The organism is Rahnella sikkimica (assembly GCF_002951615.1).
In the GTDB taxonomy this organism is placed as follows: Bacteria; Pseudomonadota; Gammaproteobacteria; order Enterobacterales; family Enterobacteriaceae; genus Rahnella; species Rahnella sikkimica.
Genome location: NZ_CP019062.1, coordinates 980867 through 1001946, shown reverse-complemented (window position 1 = coordinate 1001946; position 21080 = coordinate 980867). Strand labels below are relative to the sequence as shown.

The window sequence follows — 21080 nt, the reverse complement described above, 5'->3', positions numbered from 1 at the left end:
TCATTCCCTCGCCGTACTACTGTATATATTCCCACTAAATAATTGTTCCGCGCCCTGCTCTATTTATTATCTGACATTATGATTAAGACCAATACCATTCAGCCAAGCTGATTAATATCCTTCGTGTAAATTCTTCCGCGAACATTATCCCGCTGCTATTATTTGAATATGCGGTTAACAAAAAACAAAAAAGCGGAGAAATTCTCCGCCTTATAATTTAAGTTCTTGTATCACGCTATTTAAAACGCGGTGAGCCAATCAATATTGGCTGAGAATTTCGTTCAGCCTTTCAGCCAGAAGTTTTCCTCTCCAGCCGCTGATTAATTCCGGCTGCGATTCTTTCTCTTTTAACTTCCAGTGACGGCTCAATAACTGATTAATCTGGCGGCGCGACGCCAGTAACTCGACACTTAATCTGCTCTCTTCGCTCACGGTCTGGATCAGCGCCTTGATGTCTTTGAAGGCTTTGCGGTAACCCGGCTGATCAATCAGATTCAAGATAGGTGCCGGTAAATCGTCTTCTGCCAGCGCCTCTGACTCTTCAACCAGCGCCAGCAACGTCCGGCCGTGGTAACGGATTTCCGGGCCGCTCAGGCCAAGGGCTTCCAGTTCACCCAGCGATTTAGGCTGATAACGTGCCACCTGCCAGAGGTTTTCTTCACGCACCACAAAGTTAACGGCCAGGTCTCGCTGACGGGCCTGATTAAGTCGCCACGCGGCCAGTAACTTCAGACAGCCCAACTGACGCGGACGCAGCTGGAAGGCATTGCCAATCTCAAGATAAGCCAGTTCCGGTTGCAGAACTTCTTTACGACGGCGGCACAACGCCAGACATTCGTCCTTCGCGGCCTCCATCCATCCGGCTTCTTCGGTTTCACGCATCAGCTGATCGGCCAGCGGCAAGAGATACCAGACATCTGCGGCGGCGTAGACACACTGCTTTTCACTCAGAGGACGGGCAATCCAGTCGGTGCGCGATTCGCTTTTATCCAGCTCAACGCCGGTCGTTTCAGCCACCAGACGGGCGAAACCGCAAGACAGCGGACGTCCGCTGAAGGCGGCAAGAATTTGCGTATCAATCAGCGGAGCAGGCATCACGCCAAAAGCATTGAGAAAAACTTCCAGATCTTCGCTGCCCGCATGGATAAATTTCACGACATCAGGGTTGACCAGCAAATCGATAAAAGGCTGCCAGGCGGTAATCGGCAGCGGATCAATCAGCGTCAGCCGTTCACCGTCAAACAACTGGATGAGCCCGAGTTGCGGGTAATAAGTGCGGGTGCGGACGAATTCGGTATCCAGCGCGATTTTGCTGTGCGCTTTGGCCTGAAGGCAAACCTGCTCCAGCGCGTCATTGGTCGTGATCAACTGATAATTCAAATCTTAATTCTCTTAATATTAATGCATTATAACGTGACAACGCCGGACATATCCGGCGTTGAGAGTGACCATCACAGCGCAGCGGGCAAACGTTATGCCGCATCCTGCTTCGTATCGTCCTTCGGTTTTGCCTGCTCATCGCGAAGTTCGCGCCTGAGGATCTTACCGACATTTGACTTCGGTAACTCATCGCGAAACTCGACAATCTTCGGTACTTTGTAACCGGTTAGTAACCGGCGACAATGTGCCAGAAGTTCTTCGCTGGTCAGTGACGGATCTTTCTTCACCACGCAAATTTTGACGATTTCACCCGACGACTCGTTGGGCACACCAATGGCGGCAACTTCGAGTACTTTGTCATGTTGTGAAACCACCTCTTCAATTTCGTTAGGGTAAACATTGAAACCGGAAACCAGAATCATGTCTTTTTTGCGATCTACAATCCGCAAAAAGCCCTGCTCGTCCACTGTAACGATATCGCCCGTCGATAACCAGCCATCTTTTAGCACCTCATCGGTCGCCGAAGGCCGTTGCCAGTAGCCCAGCATCACCTGCGGCCCGCGCACCCACAGCTCTCCGGGTTGACCCGGCGCGACATCCTGGCCGTTATCATCCACCAGTCGTACTTCCGTAGACGGCACCGGTAAACCGATGCTGCCGCTGTAATGTTTCAGATCATACGGGTTGCCTGCCACCAGCGGCGAACACTCCGTCAGGCCATAGCCTTCCAGCAAATGCTTACCGGTCAGCTTTTCCCACTTATCCGCGACAGACTTCTGAACCGACATCCCGCCGCCGACGGAAAGACGCAGCGTCGAGAAATCCAGTTCACGGAAATCTTCATTATTGAGCAGCGCGTTGAACAGCGTATTCACCCCGCTGATGGCGGTGAACGGGTATTTCGACAGTTCTTTCACCATGCCCGGCACATCACGCGGGTTAGTAATCAGCAGGCTTTTACCCCCCAGATCGAGGAACAACAGGCAGTTCACCGTCAGCGCAAAGATGTGATACAGCGGCAGTGCCGTTACCACCAGTTCATGACCCGGTTGCAGCAACGGCGCATACGCCGCTTTTGCCTGTTCCAGATTGGCCTGCATGTTCCGGTGCGTCAGCATCGCGCCCTTCGCCACGCCGGTGGTTCCGCCGGTATATTGCAGAAACGCCAGATCATCATTGATGATATCGGGTTTGATGTATTGCAAACGACGCCCGTATTGCAGGGCACTGCGGAAGGAAATCGCGTTCGGCAGGTGATACTTAGGCACCAGCCGTTTCACATATTTGACAACAAAATTAACCAGTGTGCCTTTTGCTGCAGAAAGCTGATCGCCCATCCGGGTCAGGATCACATGCTTGATCTGCGTTTTGTAGACCACTTTTTCCAGCGTATGGGCAAAGTTGGACACAATCACAATGGCGCTGGCACCGCTATCGTTAAGCTGATGTTCCAGCTCGCGCGGCGTATACAGCGGGTTAACGTTCACGACGACCATGCCCGCGCGCAAGACGCCAAACAGCGCAATCGGATATTGCAGCAGATTAGGCATCATCAGGGCGACGCGGTCGCCTTTTTTCAGCCCCAACTGGTTTTGCAGATAGGCCGCAAAAGCACGACTACGCTCCTCGAGCTTACGGAACGTCATGACCTCGCCCATGTTGATAAACGCCGGGCTGTCGGCATAGCACAGCGTGGCATTCTCAAACATCTCGACCAGCGAGCTGTAGCGGTCAGGGTCGATGTTCTCGGGAACATCCGCCGGATAACGTTTTAGCCAAACCTTTTCCAAGGTATCACTCCTGAAATCATGTACTGTTGCCGTCTCAATTTGACGAGTTTTATCACGTCTTTAACAATATTTTAACTCAGCTTACCAGTTGCGTTTCAAACAATGTCGAGGTTGAGAGGCGGGTCACTTTTTCTGTGCCCTTCGTGAGCCAAACCGTCCGTGGCTTAAAAAGAAAAAGGCGGCAATTAAGCCGCCTTAGCAACGATCTTGTCTGTTTTTACTTTTTCGGCGGCGGCGGCGGTGCCGGATGTCCCGGTGCCGGCCTCATTGCAGCCTGAGGTGGCGGGCCATGCGGGGGCTGACCGCCGTGTGGCGGTGGAGCCCCGTGCGGAGGCGGCGCACCATGATTGTGCCGGTTATTCGGTGACGACGCTCTGGACCCGTGCGGGCCCCATGTTATACCAGCCGGGCCCCCATCCGGGCCCAAACCCTCGCCCCCAGCTGTCGTACGGTCCCCCGTATCCCCAACCCCACGGGCCAATCGGCTGAGGCGGCATCACGACTTGCTGCTCAATACGCCACCGTTTAAAACTGTTGACGTTAACGGTCACAAAATCATAGGACGACTGGCCTACGGTGCCTTTTTCAACACCGGTGATCGGGCCGACCACGGTCACGAGTTGGTTGCGGTAATCCACCGGATCGACGAAACCGTTGATGTAGGCCAGGATACGGCCACGCGATGCTGAGCCCAGTATTGGCCGTGCGCCATCATCAAGCGGCATTGTGGCGATTTCGAGACGTGTTTTATTTTGCAAATTGGTGACCGTCACCACTTTGCCGCCAAAACGCGACTCCTGCCCGACATACAGATTCGGCGCGCCCTGCACCGCCTGTAAATTCATTTGCGGCGTTGCCGTGGTTCCGCGGATTTCATCCGGAACGGTGACACATCCTGACAACACCAGTACGCTCAGCGCGACCGCGCTCAACGCCCATTTCTTACCTGTCTGAACCGAAAACTGCTGGACTGCTGACCACTTACGCATTGCGATGACTCCTGTGCATACTTTTAATTTTGACCACTTTTAAGTACACAAGTTGCGGTAACTTACCGTCCTGGCAGCTTTTTCCACGTAACTTCGTTGCGCAGATAAGTGGGTTCAGCATCTTCAGGATTTACGCGAACGCCGTTTTCCCAGAGCTGGAGCGCCAGCGGCAGCATATCTTCCGCGTGGGGTAGTAACATTTTGCCATCAAATAATTCTACAACCGGAGATTCACCCAGCAAATGTGGATAAGCTTCCCAGCCGGTCCCAACGGTCGCAAAACGGCCGGTCAGTGAACCGGTCTGTTCGGTGAGTTGCTCAGGTTTGATCACTTTTTCGGTGCTCTCACCACTCCAGACGCCCTGAGCGTTCCGGGAAAATTCGCCCCAGTACACTTCGCCCATACGCGCATCGATGGCGGCCAGCACGTTTTCAGCGCCGGTCTGCCGATACGCGCCCTGCGCCATGGTCTGCAAAGTGGAAACCGGCAACAGCGGCAATTCCGCGCCCAGCGACAATCCCTGTGCCATACCGATACCGATACGCACGCCGGTAAAACTGCCCGGCCCGCGGCCAAAGGCCAGGGCATCGAGCTGATTTAACGTCAGGCCCGCTTCGGCGAGGATCTGCTGCACCAGCGGCAAAATACGCTGCGTATGTTCACGGGCGCAGAGTTCAAAATGGGCGAGCGTTTCGCCCTCATTGTAAAGCGCAACCGAACAGGCTTCTGTCGCCGTATCAATTGCTAAAATTCGCGTGGACATGCCAAACCTCAGGCGGGGAAATGAATAAGTTAGGGCCTTTTTTCGGGGCGCTATCCTAACATAACGTGAAGGCTATTTCTGCTCTTCCACGTTCTGTAAAAAGCGGATCGCTTGTGCCAGATCACGCGTACGCGGCGTCGGCGGCAAACTGTTGAGGAAAACTTCGCCATACGGGCGCATGACAAGCCGGTTGTCGCAAATCACCATCACGCCACGGTCATCGGTGTCACGGATCAGACGCCCGACGCCCTGTTTGAGCGTAATGACCGCATCCGGTAATTGTACGTCATTGAACGGGTCGCCGCCGCGCAAACGGCAATCTTCGATACGTGCTTTCAGCAGCGGATCGTCCGGCGAGGTGAACGGCAATTTATCGATAATGACGCACGACAGCGCGTCACCGCGTACGTCAACGCCTTCCCAGAAACTGCTGGTGGCCACCAGCAACGCATTGCCCGCTTCGACAAACTGCGCCAAAAGCTGACCTTTGCTGGTTTCGCCCTGCAATAAGACCGGCAGCGTCAGGCTGGCGCGGAATTCTTCTGCCAGCTCACGCATCATTTTGTGCGAGGTACACAGGAAGAAACAGCGCCCTTTGTTGGCTTCGATCAATGGCCGGAGCATACGCGCCAGCTGTTTGGCACTTCCCTGACCGTTCGATTCAGGCAGAAAACGCGGTACGCACAACAGCGCCTGTTTGGCGTAATCAAACGGGCTGGGCAACAGCAATGTTTCTGCCTCATCCAGTCCGAGACGTTCGGTGAAATGATGTAACTGATCGTTCACCGAAAGCGTTGCGGAAGTGAAAATCCACGCGCCCGGCTTTTCTTTCATCATTTCACCGAATTTATCGGTCACCGACAGCGGCGTCAGCGCCAGAACAAAATGACGTGAATTGCATTCGTACCAGTAGCTGTAGCCGGGAATCGTCAAATCTTTCAGGCGCTTGAGACGGTTACGGTACAGCGTAGCGCGCTCGAAAGCGGCGTCCAGTAAAGCAGAGCGCCCGAGAGACAGTTTGACCACGTCGTAGCATAGTTCCAGCGCGTCATCGAGCAGCAAAAGCGCGCGCTGAATGGCAGGCTGGCTGAGCACGTCGCGCAAATTACCGCGAAAACCGGGCTCGCCGAGCGCCAGACGGAAGTCCATCGTGCTCTGACTCAGGCGGTCAGCGCTTTTCTGCAACTGCACCGAATCACGCACTTCCGTGCGGTAAGCGATGGTGATGTCCTTCGCCATATCCAGCAACTGACGGCTGGTGATCTGCTGACCGAAATACTGGCTGGCGATATCGGGGATCTGATGGGCTTCGTCGAAAATCATCACGTCAGCCTGCGGGATAAGCTCTCCGAAACCGCTCTCTTTGACCACCATATCGGCCATAAAAAGGTGATGATTCACGACCACGACGTCCGCGTCCATCGCCTTACGGCGGGCTTTGACGACGAAACATTCTTTGTAGAGCGGGCAGTCGCTGCCCAGACAGTTATCGTTGGTGCTGGTCACCAGCGGCCAGACAAAACTGTCTTCCGGCACCACGGTGCAGGTACTGATATCGCCCTCTTCCGTGCTGCTCGACCAGTGCCGCAGATGCGCAAGTTCGCTGAGCGCCTGACTGGCGAGATCACCGCCAGATAGTGATTGCTGCTCCAGACGTTCCAGACACAGATAATTCGAGCGCCCTTTCAGCAGCGCCAGACGGCCTTTAAATTGCAGCGCAGAAGCGACTTTCGGCAGGTCACGGGAAAACAGCTGATCCTGTAAGTTTTTCGAGCCGGTAGAAATAATGACTTTTTTGCCCGAGCGTAATGCCGGCGCGAGATAGGCGTAGGTTTTCCCGGTTCCGGTTCCGGCCTCAACGACCAGCCCTTGTTTACCACTGATGGCTTTGCTGACGGCCTGCGCCATCAGACGCTGCGGTTCACGGGGTTTGAAACCTTCAATTTTCTGCGCCAGGGCGCCATCTGTTGCAAAATCGTCTGTCACTGCATCTCTCTACCTGTACGGATCAGCAGTGATTATGCCAACCGAACGCCCTCACCGCCACCGCCATCTGCCAATCCAACGCAGCAAACCTTTGTGTTACCCTTACCGCCATCAATAAAAAGTGACTAACGGGAGCACAACAGTATGACTATCCAACGGATCCGACCTGAGCCACGCATGTCCGATGTGGTCATCCACAACGACACCATTTATTACACCGCGGTGCCGGAAAATCTGGATGCGAATGCTAAAGATCAGACCGCTGAAACGCTGGCTATCATCGATGCGGTGCTGACTGAAGCCGGTTCAGACAAAAGCAAAATTCTCGATGCCACGCTGTTTCTGGTTCACAAGGAAGATTTCCCGGCGATGAACGAAGCCTGGGATGCTTGGGTGTCTCCGGGTAACGCGCCGGTTCGCTGCACCGTGCAGGCAAACCTGATGAACCCGAAATACAAAATCGAAATTAAGATCATCGCCGCACGCTAAGCGCCGGATCTCAGACATAAAAAAACCTCCCGCGGGAGGTTTTCTCATTTTGAAATACCCTATAACATTCGGGTCACGTTAAGGCAACACGAAGGATGACGGGTATTACGCTTTTGCGCCTGCAACGGCTTCTTTCGCCAGCTCAGTGATACGTGCGTAATCGCCGCTTTCCAGCGCGTCCGCAGGCACCAGCCATGAACCGCCGATGCACAGCACGCTTTTCAGCGCCAGATAATCACGGTAGTTCGCCGGTGAAATTCCACCGGTCGGGCAGAAACGCACTTGCGGGAACGGACCGGCAATCGCCTGCAACGCTTTCACGCCGCCGTTAGCTTCCGCCGGGAAGAATTTGAATTCACGCAGACCGGCATCCAGACCCATCATCAGTTCTGATACGGTGCAGATCCCCGGAATTAATGGGATAGAACCGGCGCTGGCGGCTTTCAGCAAAGCATCTGTCAGGCCAGGGCTGATCGCAAACTGAGCGCCTGCTTCGGTGACTTCGGCCAGTTGTTCAGGATTGAGAACGGTACCCGCACCAATAATGGCGTCCGGCACTTCTTTGGCAATCGCACGGATTGCGTCCATCGCACAAGCGGTACGTAACGTCACTTCCAGCACACGCACACCACCGGCAACCAGCGCTTTCGCCAGCGGAACGGCGTGTTCCAGTTTGTTGATAACAATCACAGGAACAACCGGCCCTGAGGTCAGAATTTGTTCCGCGCTTGTTTTCCAGTTTTTCATCTTGTTCTCCGTTCATGCCCGCAGGCACCGTTGTGATTGATGGCGCGCCCCTGCCACAGGGTCTGGCAACTTTTCAGAAAGAAAAAACGTTGCCAGAAACCGACCACACCCGATTCGACGAGATACTACTATTCCTGACTGCGAAAAGAATTGATGTGTCATAAAAAAACGCTGCATGAGCAGCGTTTTTTAAAGGATCACCGGTTATTCGAACTCGTTCCAGGAACGGCCGTCACGGGTAATCATGGCCACAGAAGCCACCGGCCCCCATGTACCGGACTGATACGGTTTTGGTGCTTCGCTTTCCGCCGCCCATGCATTCATGATGGAGTCGACCCATTTCCAGGCTTCTTCCACTTCGTCACGACGGACGAACAGCGCCTGGATCCCACGCATGGTTTCCAGCAGCAGACGCTCGTAAGCATCAGCGATGTGTTGCTCGTTGAAGGTTTCGGTGAAGCTCAGGTCCAGTTTGGTGGTCTGCAGACGATGTTTGTGTTCCAGACCCGGAACCTTGTTCAGCACTTCGATTTCAATACCTTCGTCCGGTTGCAGACGAATGGTCAGTTTATTCTGCGGCAACTGCTGGTAAGAATCACGGAACAGGTTCAGCGCCGGGCTCTTGAAATACACCACAACTTCAGAACATTTGGTCGGCAGACGTTTACCGGTACGCAGGTAGAACGGCACGCCAGCCCACTGCCAGTTGTCGATATCCACACGGATTGACACGAAAGTTTCGGTGCTGCTGGTTTTTTTCGCGCCTTCTTCTTCCAAATAGCCAGGCACTTTTTGCCCTGTACGAAGCCGGCGGTGTACTGGCCGCGCACGGTGTTTTCGCGCACGTTTGACTGGTCGATACGACGCAGGGAACGCAGCACTTTGACTTTTTCATCACGAATACGGTCAGTGCTCAGATCGGCCGGTGGCGACATGGCAATCATGGTCAGAATTTGCAGCAAGTGGTTCTGGATCATGTCGCGCATCTGGCCCGCGTCATCGAAATACCCCCAGCGGCCTTCGATACCCACTTCTTCAGCGACGGTGATCTGCACGTGGTCAATAGTGCGGTTATCCCAGTTGCTGGCGAACAGGTTGTTGGCGAAACGCAGCGCCAGCAGGTTCAGAACCGTTTCTTTACCCAGATAATGGTCGATACGGTAAACCTGAGATTCAGCGAAGTACTCTGCGACCTGATCGTTGATGACCTGAGAAGACTCAAGCGAGTGTCCCAGTGGTTTTTCCATCACAACGCGCGCAGGTTCTTTGTTCAGCCCTGCTTCACCCAGACCCCGGCAGATTGCGCCGAAGTGACCTGGGGCAATCGCAAAGTAGTTAATGGTGGCGCGATTTTTTTGATCCAGCATTTTGCCGAGTACTTTAAAATGCTTCAGATCGTTGACATCAAGGTTACAGAAATCAAGACGGGCACTGAGTTTATCCCACAGTTCCGGATCAATTTTTTCTTTCATGAAGGTGGTCAGTGCTTCTTTAACCACTTCGGTATAGGCCGCTTTGTCCCATTCCGCACGTCCGACACCGATGATACGGGTGTCAGGGTGAATGTGACCCGCTTTCTCTAACTGATACAAGGAAGGCAACAGCTTACGGCGCGCAAGATCGCCCTTTGCACCGAAAATTACCAGATCACAAGCCTGGGCTGTCTGAGTTACCGCCATGTTCTTCTCCTCAATGCAGGAATACCTAATTTATTCTGGTTGCCTTTGCGTGCGCTGCAACTCGAATTATCTCGGGTACATATTGTAATTTTATTTCAGCAACAATGTACTCTGATTGCCCGTGAGCCGTAAACCTTGATCTGACAGCGTGATAACTTGCTGATAAAGCCCTGTTTTTATCATATGTACTCCAGACATGCTAAAAACCGGTCGCATTCTGTAATTTTATGACAAAACAGAACAGAATTTACCATACTGAAAGTTAGATCCCGGTCAAACTCTGACAAAAAAAGCCGTAAATTCGCCTGACTGACGCTGCCAACGGCCTGAAGCGCGTAGTATATTTTCATCAAATCAGAACGATTTCCTCTTTTCAAAGAAATCGTTGAAACCTATGAGTGGCATGCTTATGAATACATTGGAAAAAATCCAGACCAGCCTTGACATTCTGAGCAAGTCAGAACGCAAAGTTGCCGAAGTTATCCTCGCATCGCCGCACATTGCCATTCATTCCAGTATTGCCACCCTGGCCCGCATGGCCGACGTCAGTGAGCCTACTGTAAACCGTTTTTGCCGTCGTCTCGACACAAAAGGGTTTCCAGATTTTAAACTGCATCTGGCACAAAGTCTGGCAAACGGTACACCTTATGTGAACCGTAACGTGGATGAAAGTGACAGCGTCAGCGCTTACACCAGTAAAATCTTTGAATCTGCGATGGCCAGCCTCGATCAGGTGAAAAACACCCTGGACATCGCCGCCATCAACCGCGCGGTCGATTTACTCACGCAGGCCAAAAAGATTTCCTTCTTCGGGCTGGGTGCTTCCGCCGCCGTGGCGCATGATGCCATGAACAAATTTTTCCGCTTCAACATTCCCGTGGTCTACTTCGATGACATCGTCATGCAGCGCATGAGTTGCATGAATTCCAGCGAAGGCGACGTCGTCGTGCTGATTTCTCACACCGGACGCACCAAAAATCTGGTGGAACTCGCGCAACTTGCCCGCGAAAACGATGCCACAGTGATTGCCATTACCTCTTTTAATACGCCGCTGGCGCACGAAGCCACGCTCGCGCTGTTGCTGGACGTTCCCGAAGACACCGACGTTTATATGCCAATGGTCTCGAGAATTGCGCAACTGACGTTGATCGACGTGCTGGCGACCGGTTTTACTTTGCGCCGTGGCGCAAAATTCAGAGATAACCTGAAGCGGGTCAAAGAAGCGTTGAAAGAATCGCGCTTTGATAAGGGTATCGTCGTCCCTAACCTGCTTGAATGATTTCGACCAGCACAGCCAGCCTCAAATCATTCATAAAACAGTTTAATTGAGCACCAACGATTTAATAGGGAGTCTGGCGGAAAATCTATGCGCAAAGTGCGCAAGACCGATGTCAGACATGAGGTCAGCGGGTCACACAGGTGAAACTCTTTTGTATTACAATGACACCTCGACCCAATGTGGACCCGCTGTTTTTTGCACAATAATTGCTTCACCAGTTAACGGAGTAAGGCATGTCCAGAAGGCTCAGAAGAACAAAGATTGTTACCACCCTCGGTCCTGCAACTGACCGCGACAATAACCTCGAAAAAATTATTGCCGCCGGTGCAAACGTTGTACGTATGAATTTCTCCCACGGCACTCCTGAAGACCACATCCTGCGCGCCAACAAAGTGCGCGAAATCGCGGCCCGCCTTGGCCGCCACGTCGCTATTCTGGGCGATCTGCAAGGTCCAAAAATCCGCGTATCGACCTTTAAAGAAGGTAAAGTCTTCCTGAATATCGGGGACAAATTCCTGCTCGATGCCAACATGAGCAAGGGTGAAGGCGATAAAGAAAAAGTGGGTATCGACTACAAAGGTCTGCCTGCGGACGTGGTACCGGGCGACATTCTGCTGCTCGATGATGGCCGCGTGCAGTTAAAAGTGATCGAAGTTCAGGGCATGAAAGTGTTCACCGAAGTCACCGTTGGCGGCCCGCTGTCCAACAACAAAGGCATCAACAAGCTGGGCGGCGGTCTTTCCGCTGAAGCCCTGACTGAAAAAGATAAAGCCGACATTATTACTGCGGCCAAAATGGACGTAGATTTCCTGGCGGTTTCCTTCCCGCGCACCGGCGAAGATCTTAACTACGCACGCCGCCTGGCACGCGAAGCTGGCTGTAATGCGCAAATCGTTTCCAAAGTTGAACGTGCTGAAGCCGTCGCGACCGATGCGGCAATGGATGACATCATTCTCGCCTCCGACGTTGTCATGGTGGCTCGTGGTGATCTGGGCGTTGAAATTGGCGACCCGGAACTGGTAGGTATTCAGAAGAAACTGATCCGCCGTGCCCGTCAGCTTAACCGCGCTGTGATTACCGCGACGCAGATGATGGAATCGATGATCACCAATCCGATGCCAACCCGTGCTGAAGTGATGGACGTCGCAAACGCCGTACTCGACGGAACCGACGCCGTGATGCTTTCTGCGGAAACGGCTGCCGGGCAGTATCCGTCAGAAACCGTGGCTGCGATGGCGCGCGTTTGTCTCGGTGCTGAAAAAATCCCAAGCATCAACGTTTCCAAACACCGTCTGGACGTGGAATTTGATAACACCGAAGAAGCCATCGCCATGTCGGCCATGTACGCCGCCAACCACCTGAAAGGCGTCACGGCGATTATCTCCATGACAGAATCTGGCCGTACCGCACTGATGTTGTCACGCATCAGCTCCGGCCTGCCGATTTTTGCCATGTCCCGCCACGAACATACGCTTAACCTGACCGCCATTTACCGCGGTGTCACGCCAGTCTTCTTCGACAGCGTGAACGACGGCGTGGCGGCGGCTCAGGACGCGGTGAACTTGCTGCGTGATAAAGGCTACCTGCTTTCCGGCGACCTGGTGATCATCACTCAGGGTGATGTCATGAGCACCATCGGCACCACCAATACCAGCCGCGTTTTACGTGTCGATTAATCGCTAAATGTAATAAAATATAACTCAAAGGCCGATCACGTTGATCGGCCTTTTTAATACCCCTCGTTTAACCGTCTTATTATCCTGCCGGAATACGGTATTTTACGTTCTTAATTTGATCATTATTTTGCCATCTGATGGAAATACTCTCCAGCGTCACAATAATTCCCCGCTGTTAAAGAAAATTACACCTGCACTTATTATGGCTAAATATAACTTTTTGTATCACGCACGGCGCTTTACAGCGCACAGAATTGAATAACAAAAACAGATTCCTCTCATAGGATTAAGAGTATCTAAAACGGAATTTACATTTTTATGTGACTGCGATCACATAAAAACATCAAAAACGCCCCTATTCGCTAAATGTTCAATATCGACATTGAATGATAATGATTTGCATTTATAATGATTCCCAATCGTTAAAACCTTGTATAAATCCTTACTAAGGAAATCAGACAAGACAAATCACCTGCAATTTTAGATAAAGAAAAATAGTTAACCATACACTTTACAGGCGTGGCCATTAGCCCTGCCTGCTAACACTTACGTTTACTGAAATTTCCTTAATACATTCGGGAGGACGCCCCGCGCCCGCTCCCGACGTAAAAGGCCAGATTAAAAGGGTTCATAATGAGTCAGATAAATGATTGGGAATTAATGCAAGGCAGCACGAATAACCTTACGCCTGCTCAGGAAAAATTTAGCAAAAATCAGGGTTATATTTTCAACCAAAATAGCACCCCGGACTGGCAGGCGCAGATCGAGCAAGGGATTGAATTAATTAAGTCTCATATTAATCAGACCGAAAAACCTTTTTCTGGTGTCTCTCCTGCCGAATTAGCCGAACAGTTTCGCCATATTGATTTAACCAAACCGTTAGACGGAACAAGGCTGGCGCTGGAAGAACTGGATGATTTATATCTTCAGCACGCCGTCTATTTCCACCACCCGAAATACCTCGCACATCTCAACTGCCCGACCGTCGTCCCGTCACAACTGGCCGAGCTTTTTATCAGCGCGATCAACTCCTCCGTCGATACCTGGGATCAGAGCGCAGGCGGCACGCTGATTGAGCAAAAGGTCATCGACTGGACGCTGGCACGCATCGGATTTGGCGCGCAGTCCGACGGTATTTTCACCAGCGGCGGCACGCAATCTAACCTGATGGCGATGCTGCTGGCGCGCGACAGCCACTGCAAGCGCACGCATCCGCAGCACAGCATCAAATATCAGGGCTTACCGCCGGAAGCCAACCGCTGGCGCATCTTCAGTTCACAGGTCAGCCATTTCAGCATTCAGAAATCCGCCGCACTGCTCGGCCTCGGTTACGACGCCGTGGTGCCGGTCGCCTGTGACGACAAATTCCGTATGGATATCAGCGCACTGAAACATGAAATCGAACGCTGCCACGCAGAAGGTTTGATCCCGATTGCCATCGTCGCCACCGCAGGCACCACCGATTTCGGCAGTATCGATCCGCTGAATGAGATCGCAGAAATCTGCCGCAAAGAGAAAATCTGGATGCACGCTGACGCCGCTTACGGGTGCGGTTTACTGGTTTCCCCGCAGCATCGCCAGCGCATCGAAGGCATTCACCTCGCCGATTCCGTGACCGTTGATTATCACAAATCCTTCTTCCAGCCGGTGAGTTGCAGCGCGTTTCTGGTCAACGACCATCACCATTTGGAGCACGTCACGCACCACGCGGAATACCTGAATCCGCTGAGTGCAAAACTGGAAGGCACGCCGAATCTGGTCAACAAAAGCATCCAGACCACCAAACGTTTCGACGCCCTGAAAATGTGGCTGACGCTGCGCATCATGGGCCAGCAGGCGCTGGGCGAATCCTTCGATGTGTTGCTCGAACGTGCCACCGAAACCCATCAGATGATGGAACAGAACCCGAATATTGACGTGCTGCACAAACCCGAACTGAGCACGCTGGTGTTCCGCTTTGTCCCGCGCATGTCGATGAGTCAGGAGCAAATTGACGCCATTAACGCCGATATACGCAAAGCCATTTTCCGCGACGGCAGCGCCGTGATTGCCGGAACCAAAGTGCATCAGCGCCAGTACCTGAAATTCACTCTGCTTAACCCGACCACCACCACGGAAGACGTCGCCGATGTGATCGGCCTTATCACGCATTACGGTAAAGAACTGACCGCCGCCGCGCTGAGCGCCGCGAAGAACCGCTAACAGGAGTTGCACCATGAGCCTTTATTCCCCCGAACTGCATTCAGATAAACAGACCTACGATTTTATTGCGATTGGCATCGGCCCGTTCAACCTCGGCCTGGCCTGTCTGACGGAACCGGTAAAAGCGCTGAACGGCCTGTTTTTAGATCAAAATGACGGCTTTGACTGGCATACCGGCATGATGCTGGAAAGCGCCCATTTGCAGACGCCGTTTATGGCCGATCTGGTGACACTGGCCGATCCAACCAGCCCTTACAGTTTCCTCAACTACCTGAAGCAGCAGGGAAAACTGTACTCTTTCTATATTCGTGAAAATTTCTTCATGATGCGCAAAGAGTTCAACCAGTATTGCCAGTGGGTTTGTGAACAGCTGACCAGCCTGCGATTTTCCACGCGCGTGGAACAGGTGACATGGGACGCGCAAACGGAATGTTATCTGGTGCAGGCGCGTTCAACCCAAGGCGGCGATAAACAGATTTACCGCGCCAAACGTCTGGTGCTGGGTACCGGTCCGTCGCCGTGGATGCCGGCCTGCGCCCGTGAAGCTGGCAGCAACGTTCACCATTCCAGCGACTATCTGCCGAACAAAGCGCGGATGCAGCGTTCGAAATCCATCACCGTGGTCGGCAGCGGCCAGAGTGCGGCGGAAATATATTACGACCTGCTTTCTGAAATCGACAAGTACGATTATCACCTGACCTGGGTGACCCGCGCGCCGCGTTTCTATCCGCTGGAATACAGCAAACTGACGCTGGAAATGACCTCGCCCGAGTACATCGATTACTTCCACGCCCTGCCGATGAGCAAGCGCGACCAGCTTAACCGCGAACAAAAAGGCTTGTACAAAGGCATTAACATCAGCCTGATCAACGACATCTACGATCTGATGTACACCAAACGCCTGGACGGCCCGCTGAATGTCGATCTCTATACGCATTCTGAGCTGACGGCGCTGACGGGTAACCGCAAAGGCGAGCTGGAGATGACGCTGCTTCACCACGAGCAGCAGCAGGAATACCGCCACCAGACGGAATCCGTGGTGCTCGCCACCGGTTACGGTTATCAGCCGCCGCAGTTTATCGAAAGCATCCACAACCGCATTCAGTGGGACGACGCCGGGCGCTACGCCGTCAACCGCAATTACAGCATCGACGCCCACAACCAGATTTTTGTCCAGAACGCCGAACTGCATACCCACGGCTTCGTCACGCCGGATCTGGGCATGGCGTGTTACCGAAACAGTTCCATAATTCGCGAAATGCTCGGCGAGGAAGTCTATCCGGTGGAAAAAACCATCGCTTTCCAGACCTTCTGCGCCCACAGCCTTGCAGACAGATAACGGAGAAATACCCCATGTCTGAATTGACTCCCGCTCCCCTGTTCACCTGCCCGCGTGACGCCGGTCAGCTGACATTACGCCCGCTATATCTGGCGAAAGACGCCGCCATTTTGCACGCGTGGATGACGCAGCCTTATGCGCATTTCTGGGGGATGCAGAACAGCAGCGTGGCCGACGTTGATGTTTTTTACCGCGACCTGACCGCCGGAAAACCGCTGGCCGCGCTGATGGGCGAAATCGACGGCCAGCCGCGTTTTCTGATCGAATGCTATCCGGTACAGGACGATCCATTGCGCGATCACTACGACGTTCAGCCGGGCGATATGGGTATGCATATTTTGCTGTCTCCGGCGGATAAACCCGTTTCCGGTTTCAGCTGGCAGGTCTTTTCAGCCGTCATGGAATATCTGTTCAGCCAGCCGGACGTGAAGCGCGTGGTGGTTGAGCCCGACGTGCGTAACGAGAAAATTCACAAACTGAATAAGCGTGCCGGTTTCCGCTATCAGAAACAAATTCAACTGACGCATAAAACCGCGTGGCTGGCTTTCTGCCAGCGCGAAGATTTTTTGCAGGCCCGCCAGAAGGAAAAAAACACCATGACTTCATCTCATCTTCAATCCGGCCAGCATCTGCAACCGGAAATTTGGTCGAAAGCCAATGCCCTGCTGTTACGTAAATGCCTGGCAGAACTGACGCATGAACGCCTGCTCGCACCGGTTGCGATGCAAAACAGCGGCACGTGGACCGACTATCAGCTGGCCGTTCCGGCAAGCGAAATTGAATACCGTTTCCGTGCGCGCCAGTTACCGCTGAACGACTGGATGATTGACCTCGACAGCATTCAGCGTCTGGATAACTTCGCACCACAACCGCTGGACGCGCTGAAATTCATCATTGAATTTGCGGAGCAGATCGGTATTTCACAGACGATGTTGCCGACCTACATGGAAGAAATCAGCAGCACGCTTTACAGCAGCGCGTACAAACTGGCGAACAACCACACAACGGCTAAACAGCTTTCAGAAGCCGATTTCCAGACCGTTGAAACCAGCATGACCGAAGGCCATCCGAGCTTTATCGCCAACAATGGCCGCATCGGTTTTGATGCCGGTGACTACGTGCGTTATGCGCCGGAAGCGGCAAATCCGCTGCAACTGGTCTGGGTTGCCGTCCATCACGACAAAGCTCATTTCGCCAGCGTGGAAGGTTTGCCGTACGAAAAGCTGATCGCCGAAGAACTGGGCGATGCGCAGATTTGCGCGTTCACACAGCGTCTGGTCGATAAAGGTGTGGATCCGAAAAACTACTACTTCATGCCGGTTCATCCGTGGCAGTGGCAGAACAAATTACTGACCGTTTTCGCTTCAGACATCGCCCGTCAGTTCCTGATTTATCTCGGTGAAGGCGAGGATAACTATCTGGCGCAGCAATCGATCCGCACCTTCTATAACGCCAGCCGCCCGAAAGGCCGCTATGTGAAAACCGCGCTGTCGATTCTGAATATGGGCTTCATGCGCGGGCTTTCGCCGTATTACATGGCGACCACGCCGGGCATCAACGAATGGCTGGCAGAGCTGGTCGAAAACGATGCTTACCTGCAATCCACCGGTTTCAGCATCCTGCAGGAAGTGGCTTCGCTGGGTTATCACAACCACTATTTCGAAGAAGCCATTAAGGGCGACAGTGCGTATAAGAAAATGTTTGCCGCACTGTGGCGTCAGAACCCGGTGGCGCAACTGCAACCGAATCAGCGCCTGATGACCATGGCCGCGCTTTTACATACCGACAAACACGGCGATGCCCTGATTGTTGAGATGATTAAATCCTCGGGTCTGGGCACCGGCGACTGGCTCAAGCGTTACATGCACGCCTACCTCAGCCCGCTGCTGCACTGCTTCTATCAGTACGATCTGGTGTTCATGCCGCACGGTGAAAACCTGATCCTGCGTTTCGAAAACAACATTCCGGTTAACGCGTTTATGAAAGATATCGCGGAAGAAATTGCCGTGATGAACCCGGATGCGCCTCTGCCGGAAAAAGCTAAACGCCTGGCGGTTGACGTGCCGGAAGAGCTGAAAATCCTGTCTATCTTCACCGACGTGTTTGCCGGTGTGTTCCGCTTTATCGCCCGCATTTTGGAAGAAAACGGCGATTATCCGGCCGGTCAGTTCTGGCAGGTGGTGGCGGAAGTGGTGCGCGATTATCAGATTCAGTATCCGGAACTGGCGGAGAAGTTTGCCCGTTACGACATGTTTGGCGCGGAGTTCACGCATTCCTGCCTGAACCGTCTGCAACTGGCAAATAACCAGCAGATGATCAACCTGTCGGATCCGGCGCAAAATCTTAAATTTGCCGGGACGCTGGAAAACCCGATTGCGGCGTATGCGAATAAATACTAAGTCCCACACTTAAATACGTTTTTTAGCGCGGCCTGAGAGGGCCGCGCTTTTCTGATTTTGAGCAATGGAGAAGTCTTGTTATGTCGTCCGTTTCTGAACCTGCCTCTCAGCTGAGCTGGCGTCAGTGGCTGTTTCCGCTGTCGCTGGTGATGTTCGAATTCGCCACTTATATTGCCCACGATATGATTCAGCCAGGCATGTTGCAGGTCATCAGCGATTTCAGCGCCAGCGCCGACTGGGTTTCCACCTCGCTGACCGCTTACCTGTGTGGCGGAATTCTTCTGCAATGGCTGCTCGGGCCGCTCTCGGACCGGCTGGGTCGCAGGCCGGTTTTGCTGGCTGGGGTGGCCTTTTTCACCGTCACCTGCTTTCTGACGGTATTCACGCAAAGCATCGAACAATTTATCCTGATGCGTTTTTTGCAAGGCATGAGCCTGTGCTTTATCGGCGCAGTGGGTTACGCCGCGATTCAGGAAGCGTTCAATGAGGCGCTGAGCGTAAAGCTGATGGCCCTGATGGCCAATATCACGCTGATCGCCCCGCTGCTCGGGCCGCTGGCGGGCGCGGTGTTCATTCACTACGCGCCGTGGAAAGCGATGTTCGCGCTGTTTGCGCTGATTTCGGCGCTTTCTTTCTGGGGATTATGGCGCAGCATGCCGGAAACGGCGTCAGGCCGTGACGGGCGTTTTTCGATGCGCCGTTTACTGGCGGATTACCGCGAAGTATTCACCAATGCGGGTGTGGTGACCGGTTCATTGTCTATCGGGCTGATCACTTTGCCGCTGCTGGCGTGGGTCGCGCAGTCCCCGGTACTGCTGATTCAGGACGCCGGAATGACGCCGTTACAATACGGCTGGCTACAGGTTCCGGTATTCACGGGACTTATCATCGGCAATGTTGTGCTGAGCAAACTCAGCGGCAACGTGAATATCCGCACACCTATCTGGCTGGGGATTTTGCCGATTGTTTTCGGGCTTTGCATCAGCACTTATGCGGCGCTGTTTATGGTTAATGCCTGGTACTGGATAACGGCGGGTCTGAGCCTGTATGCGCTGGGTTCCGGGCTGGTCAATGCAGGACTTTACCGGCTGACGCTGTTCTCCAGCCCGACCGGCAAAGGCACGGTGGCAGCCGCACTCGGGCTGATCACCATTGTGGTTTTTGCGGCCGGCATTGAACTGGCAAAACAGCTTTATTTCGCGCAGGGATACGGCATTTTCATGCTGGCCGGTTTGCTGTTCGGTACGGCGGGAACGCTGCTGATCACGCTGTTTCTGAAACGCGCCATAAAAGCGGGATAACAAATGCTAAAAAGGCTGAGTATTGTGCTCAGCCTTTTTGGTAAATCCGATGTTTAACGCTTACTTTTTCGGGAAAAGCTCTTTGCGGGAATATGGCTCCGGTTCACCCGGTTTGCGTGTTTTCAGCAATTTCAGGATCCAGGTGTATTGCTCAGGATTCGGCCCGACCAGCAATTCCACTTCTTCATTCATACGGCGCGCGATCTGATTGTCGTCTGCTGTCGCCAGATCATCCATCGGTGGCCGGACAAAAATATCCAGACGCTGCTCTTTGCCGTTATACACCGGGAAAAGCGGCACAATCTGCGCACGACAGACTTTCATCAGACGACCCACGGCAGGCAATGTCGCTTTGTAGGTGCCAAAGAAATCGACGAATTCGCTGTGCTCCGCGCCGTGATCCTGATCCGGCAGATAATATCCCCAGTAACCCTGACGCACGGAGCTGATGAAGGGTTTGATTCCGTCATTTCGGGCATGTAAACGCCCGCCATAACGACGACGCACGCTGTTCCAGAGATAATCCGTCAGCGGGTTCTTCTGGTTATGGAACATGGCCGCCATCGGTTGACCGCTGGCCGCCATCAGCATCGCCGGGATATCCACAGCCCAGCCGTGTGGCACCAAAAAAATCACATTTTTGCCGTCGCGCTGCATCTGGTCGACAATTTCTTTGCCGTGCCAGTGGATGCGCTGCGTGATTTTTTTGGGGTCACGGAGTGCCAGCTCCGCCATCATCACCATCGACTGTGGCGCAGTGGCAAACATTTCATCAATGATGTGTTCGCGCTCCGCTTCCGGCGTTTCGGGCAGACAGTACAACAGATTGATTTGCGCGCGACGACGTGCGCCTTTGGCGAACTTTCCGGCCAGACGGCCCAGGCTGCCTAAAATCGGATCGCGGACTTTCGCGGGCAGATACGCCATACCGGCCATCGCCCCGACGCCCAGCCAGACGCCCCAGTAGCGCGGATGGTAAAAGGCTTTCTGAAATTGCGGAATAAATTCTACGGTGGATCGTTTTTCTTTTTCTGGCTGCATGCTCAGGCTCTTATGACAA

General features: G+C 53.3%; 14 protein-coding genes and 1 pseudogene. 7 read left to right on the top strand and 8 right to left on the bottom strand.

Translation table 11 applies throughout. The features are described 5' to 3' along the window. Window positions 1-258: 258 nt before the first annotated feature. The 5 genes from rnd to yoaA all read right to left on the bottom strand — a co-directional run bounded on the left by rnd (window position 259) and on the right by yoaA (window position 6909). Entirely contained in the window at window positions 259-1380 is a 1122-nt protein-coding gene (gene rnd, locus BV494_RS04470) for a ribonuclease D (RefSeq protein WP_104921762.1), read from the bottom strand. Between the two features lie 92 nt (window positions 1381-1472). Beyond that, the gene (gene fadD / locus BV494_RS04465; protein WP_104921761.1) at window positions 1473-3170 is read right to left on the bottom strand and encodes a long-chain-fatty-acid--CoA ligase FadD; all 1698 of its coding nucleotides are present in this window, start codon (window positions 3168-3170) and stop codon (window positions 1473-1475) included. A 356-nt stretch (window positions 3171-3526) separates the two neighbouring features. Beyond that, window positions 3527-4159, bottom strand: a complete 633-nt coding sequence (locus BV494_RS04460; RefSeq protein WP_104921760.1) for a Slp family lipoprotein — start codon at window positions 4157-4159, stop codon at window positions 3527-3529. A gap of 62 nt (window positions 4160-4221) precedes the next feature. Beyond that, the gene (gene tsaB, locus BV494_RS04455; RefSeq protein WP_104921759.1) at window positions 4222-4923 is read right to left on the bottom strand and encodes a tRNA (adenosine(37)-N6)-threonylcarbamoyltransferase complex dimerization subunit type 1 TsaB; all 702 of its coding nucleotides are present in this window, start codon (window positions 4921-4923) and stop codon (window positions 4222-4224) included. Between the two features lie 72 nt (window positions 4924-4995). Beyond that, the gene (gene yoaA, locus BV494_RS04450) at window positions 4996-6909 is read right to left on the bottom strand and encodes a DNA repair helicase YoaA (RefSeq protein ID WP_104921758.1); all 1914 of its coding nucleotides are present in this window, start codon (window positions 6907-6909) and stop codon (window positions 4996-4998) included. Window positions 6910-7053: 144 nt separating this feature from the next. Here yoaA and BV494_RS04445 point away from each other — a divergent pair, with 144 nt between their 5' ends. After that, complete coding sequence (locus tag BV494_RS04445) at window positions 7054-7398, top strand: RidA family protein (protein WP_104921757.1); 345 nt, start codon at window positions 7054-7056, stop codon at window positions 7396-7398. Between the two features lie 105 nt (window positions 7399-7503). Here BV494_RS04445 and BV494_RS04440 read toward each other — a convergent pair whose 3' ends face one another. Next, window positions 7504-8145 (bottom strand): bifunctional 4-hydroxy-2-oxoglutarate aldolase/2-dehydro-3-deoxy-phosphogluconate aldolase, encoded by a 642-nt coding sequence (locus BV494_RS04440; protein ID WP_104921756.1) that lies wholly within the window; start codon window positions 8143-8145, stop codon window positions 7504-7506. Between the two features lie 204 nt (window positions 8146-8349). Then, window positions 8350-9824: pseudogene (gene zwf, locus BV494_RS04435) on the bottom strand (glucose-6-phosphate dehydrogenase). A 409-nt stretch (window positions 9825-10233) separates the two neighbouring features. On the opposite strand from zwf, the gene BV494_RS04430 reads away from it, so the two are divergent. The 6 genes from BV494_RS04430 to BV494_RS04405 all read left to right on the top strand — a co-directional run bounded on the left by BV494_RS04430 (window position 10234) and on the right by BV494_RS04405 (window position 20020). Further along, complete coding sequence (locus tag BV494_RS04430) at window positions 10234-11103, top strand: MurR/RpiR family transcriptional regulator (RefSeq protein ID WP_104924695.1); 870 nt, start codon at window positions 10234-10236, stop codon at window positions 11101-11103. A gap of 233 nt (window positions 11104-11336) precedes the next feature. Next, window positions 11337-12779: a pyruvate kinase gene (gene pyk / locus BV494_RS04425; RefSeq protein ID WP_104921755.1), complete on the top strand. Its 1443-nt coding sequence runs from the start codon at window positions 11337-11339 to the stop codon at window positions 12777-12779. A 633-nt stretch (window positions 12780-13412) separates the two neighbouring features. After that, entirely contained in the window at window positions 13413-14981 is a 1569-nt protein-coding gene (locus BV494_RS04420; RefSeq protein WP_104921754.1) for a pyridoxal phosphate-dependent decarboxylase family protein, read from the top strand. 13 nt (window positions 14982-14994) lie between these two features. After that, entirely contained in the window at window positions 14995-16320 is a 1326-nt protein-coding gene (locus BV494_RS04415) for a lysine N(6)-hydroxylase/L-ornithine N(5)-oxygenase family protein (RefSeq protein WP_104921753.1), read from the top strand. A gap of 14 nt (window positions 16321-16334) precedes the next feature. Next, window positions 16335-18719 (top strand): GNAT family N-acetyltransferase, encoded by a 2385-nt coding sequence (locus tag BV494_RS04410; protein WP_104921752.1) that lies wholly within the window; start codon window positions 16335-16337, stop codon window positions 18717-18719. A gap of 80 nt (window positions 18720-18799) precedes the next feature. After that, window positions 18800-20020: an MFS transporter gene (locus BV494_RS04405; protein ID WP_104921751.1), complete on the top strand. Its 1221-nt coding sequence runs from the start codon at window positions 18800-18802 to the stop codon at window positions 20018-20020. Window positions 20021-20080: 60 nt separating this feature from the next. Here BV494_RS04405 and lpxM read toward each other — a convergent pair whose 3' ends face one another. Beyond that, window positions 20081-21061 carry a lauroyl-Kdo(2)-lipid IV(A) myristoyltransferase gene (gene lpxM, locus BV494_RS04400; RefSeq protein WP_104921750.1) on the bottom strand — a complete coding sequence of 327 codons (981 nt, stop codon included), beginning with the start codon at window positions 21059-21061 and terminating at the stop codon, window positions 20081-20083. Between the last annotated feature and the right edge of the window lie 19 nt (window positions 21062-21080).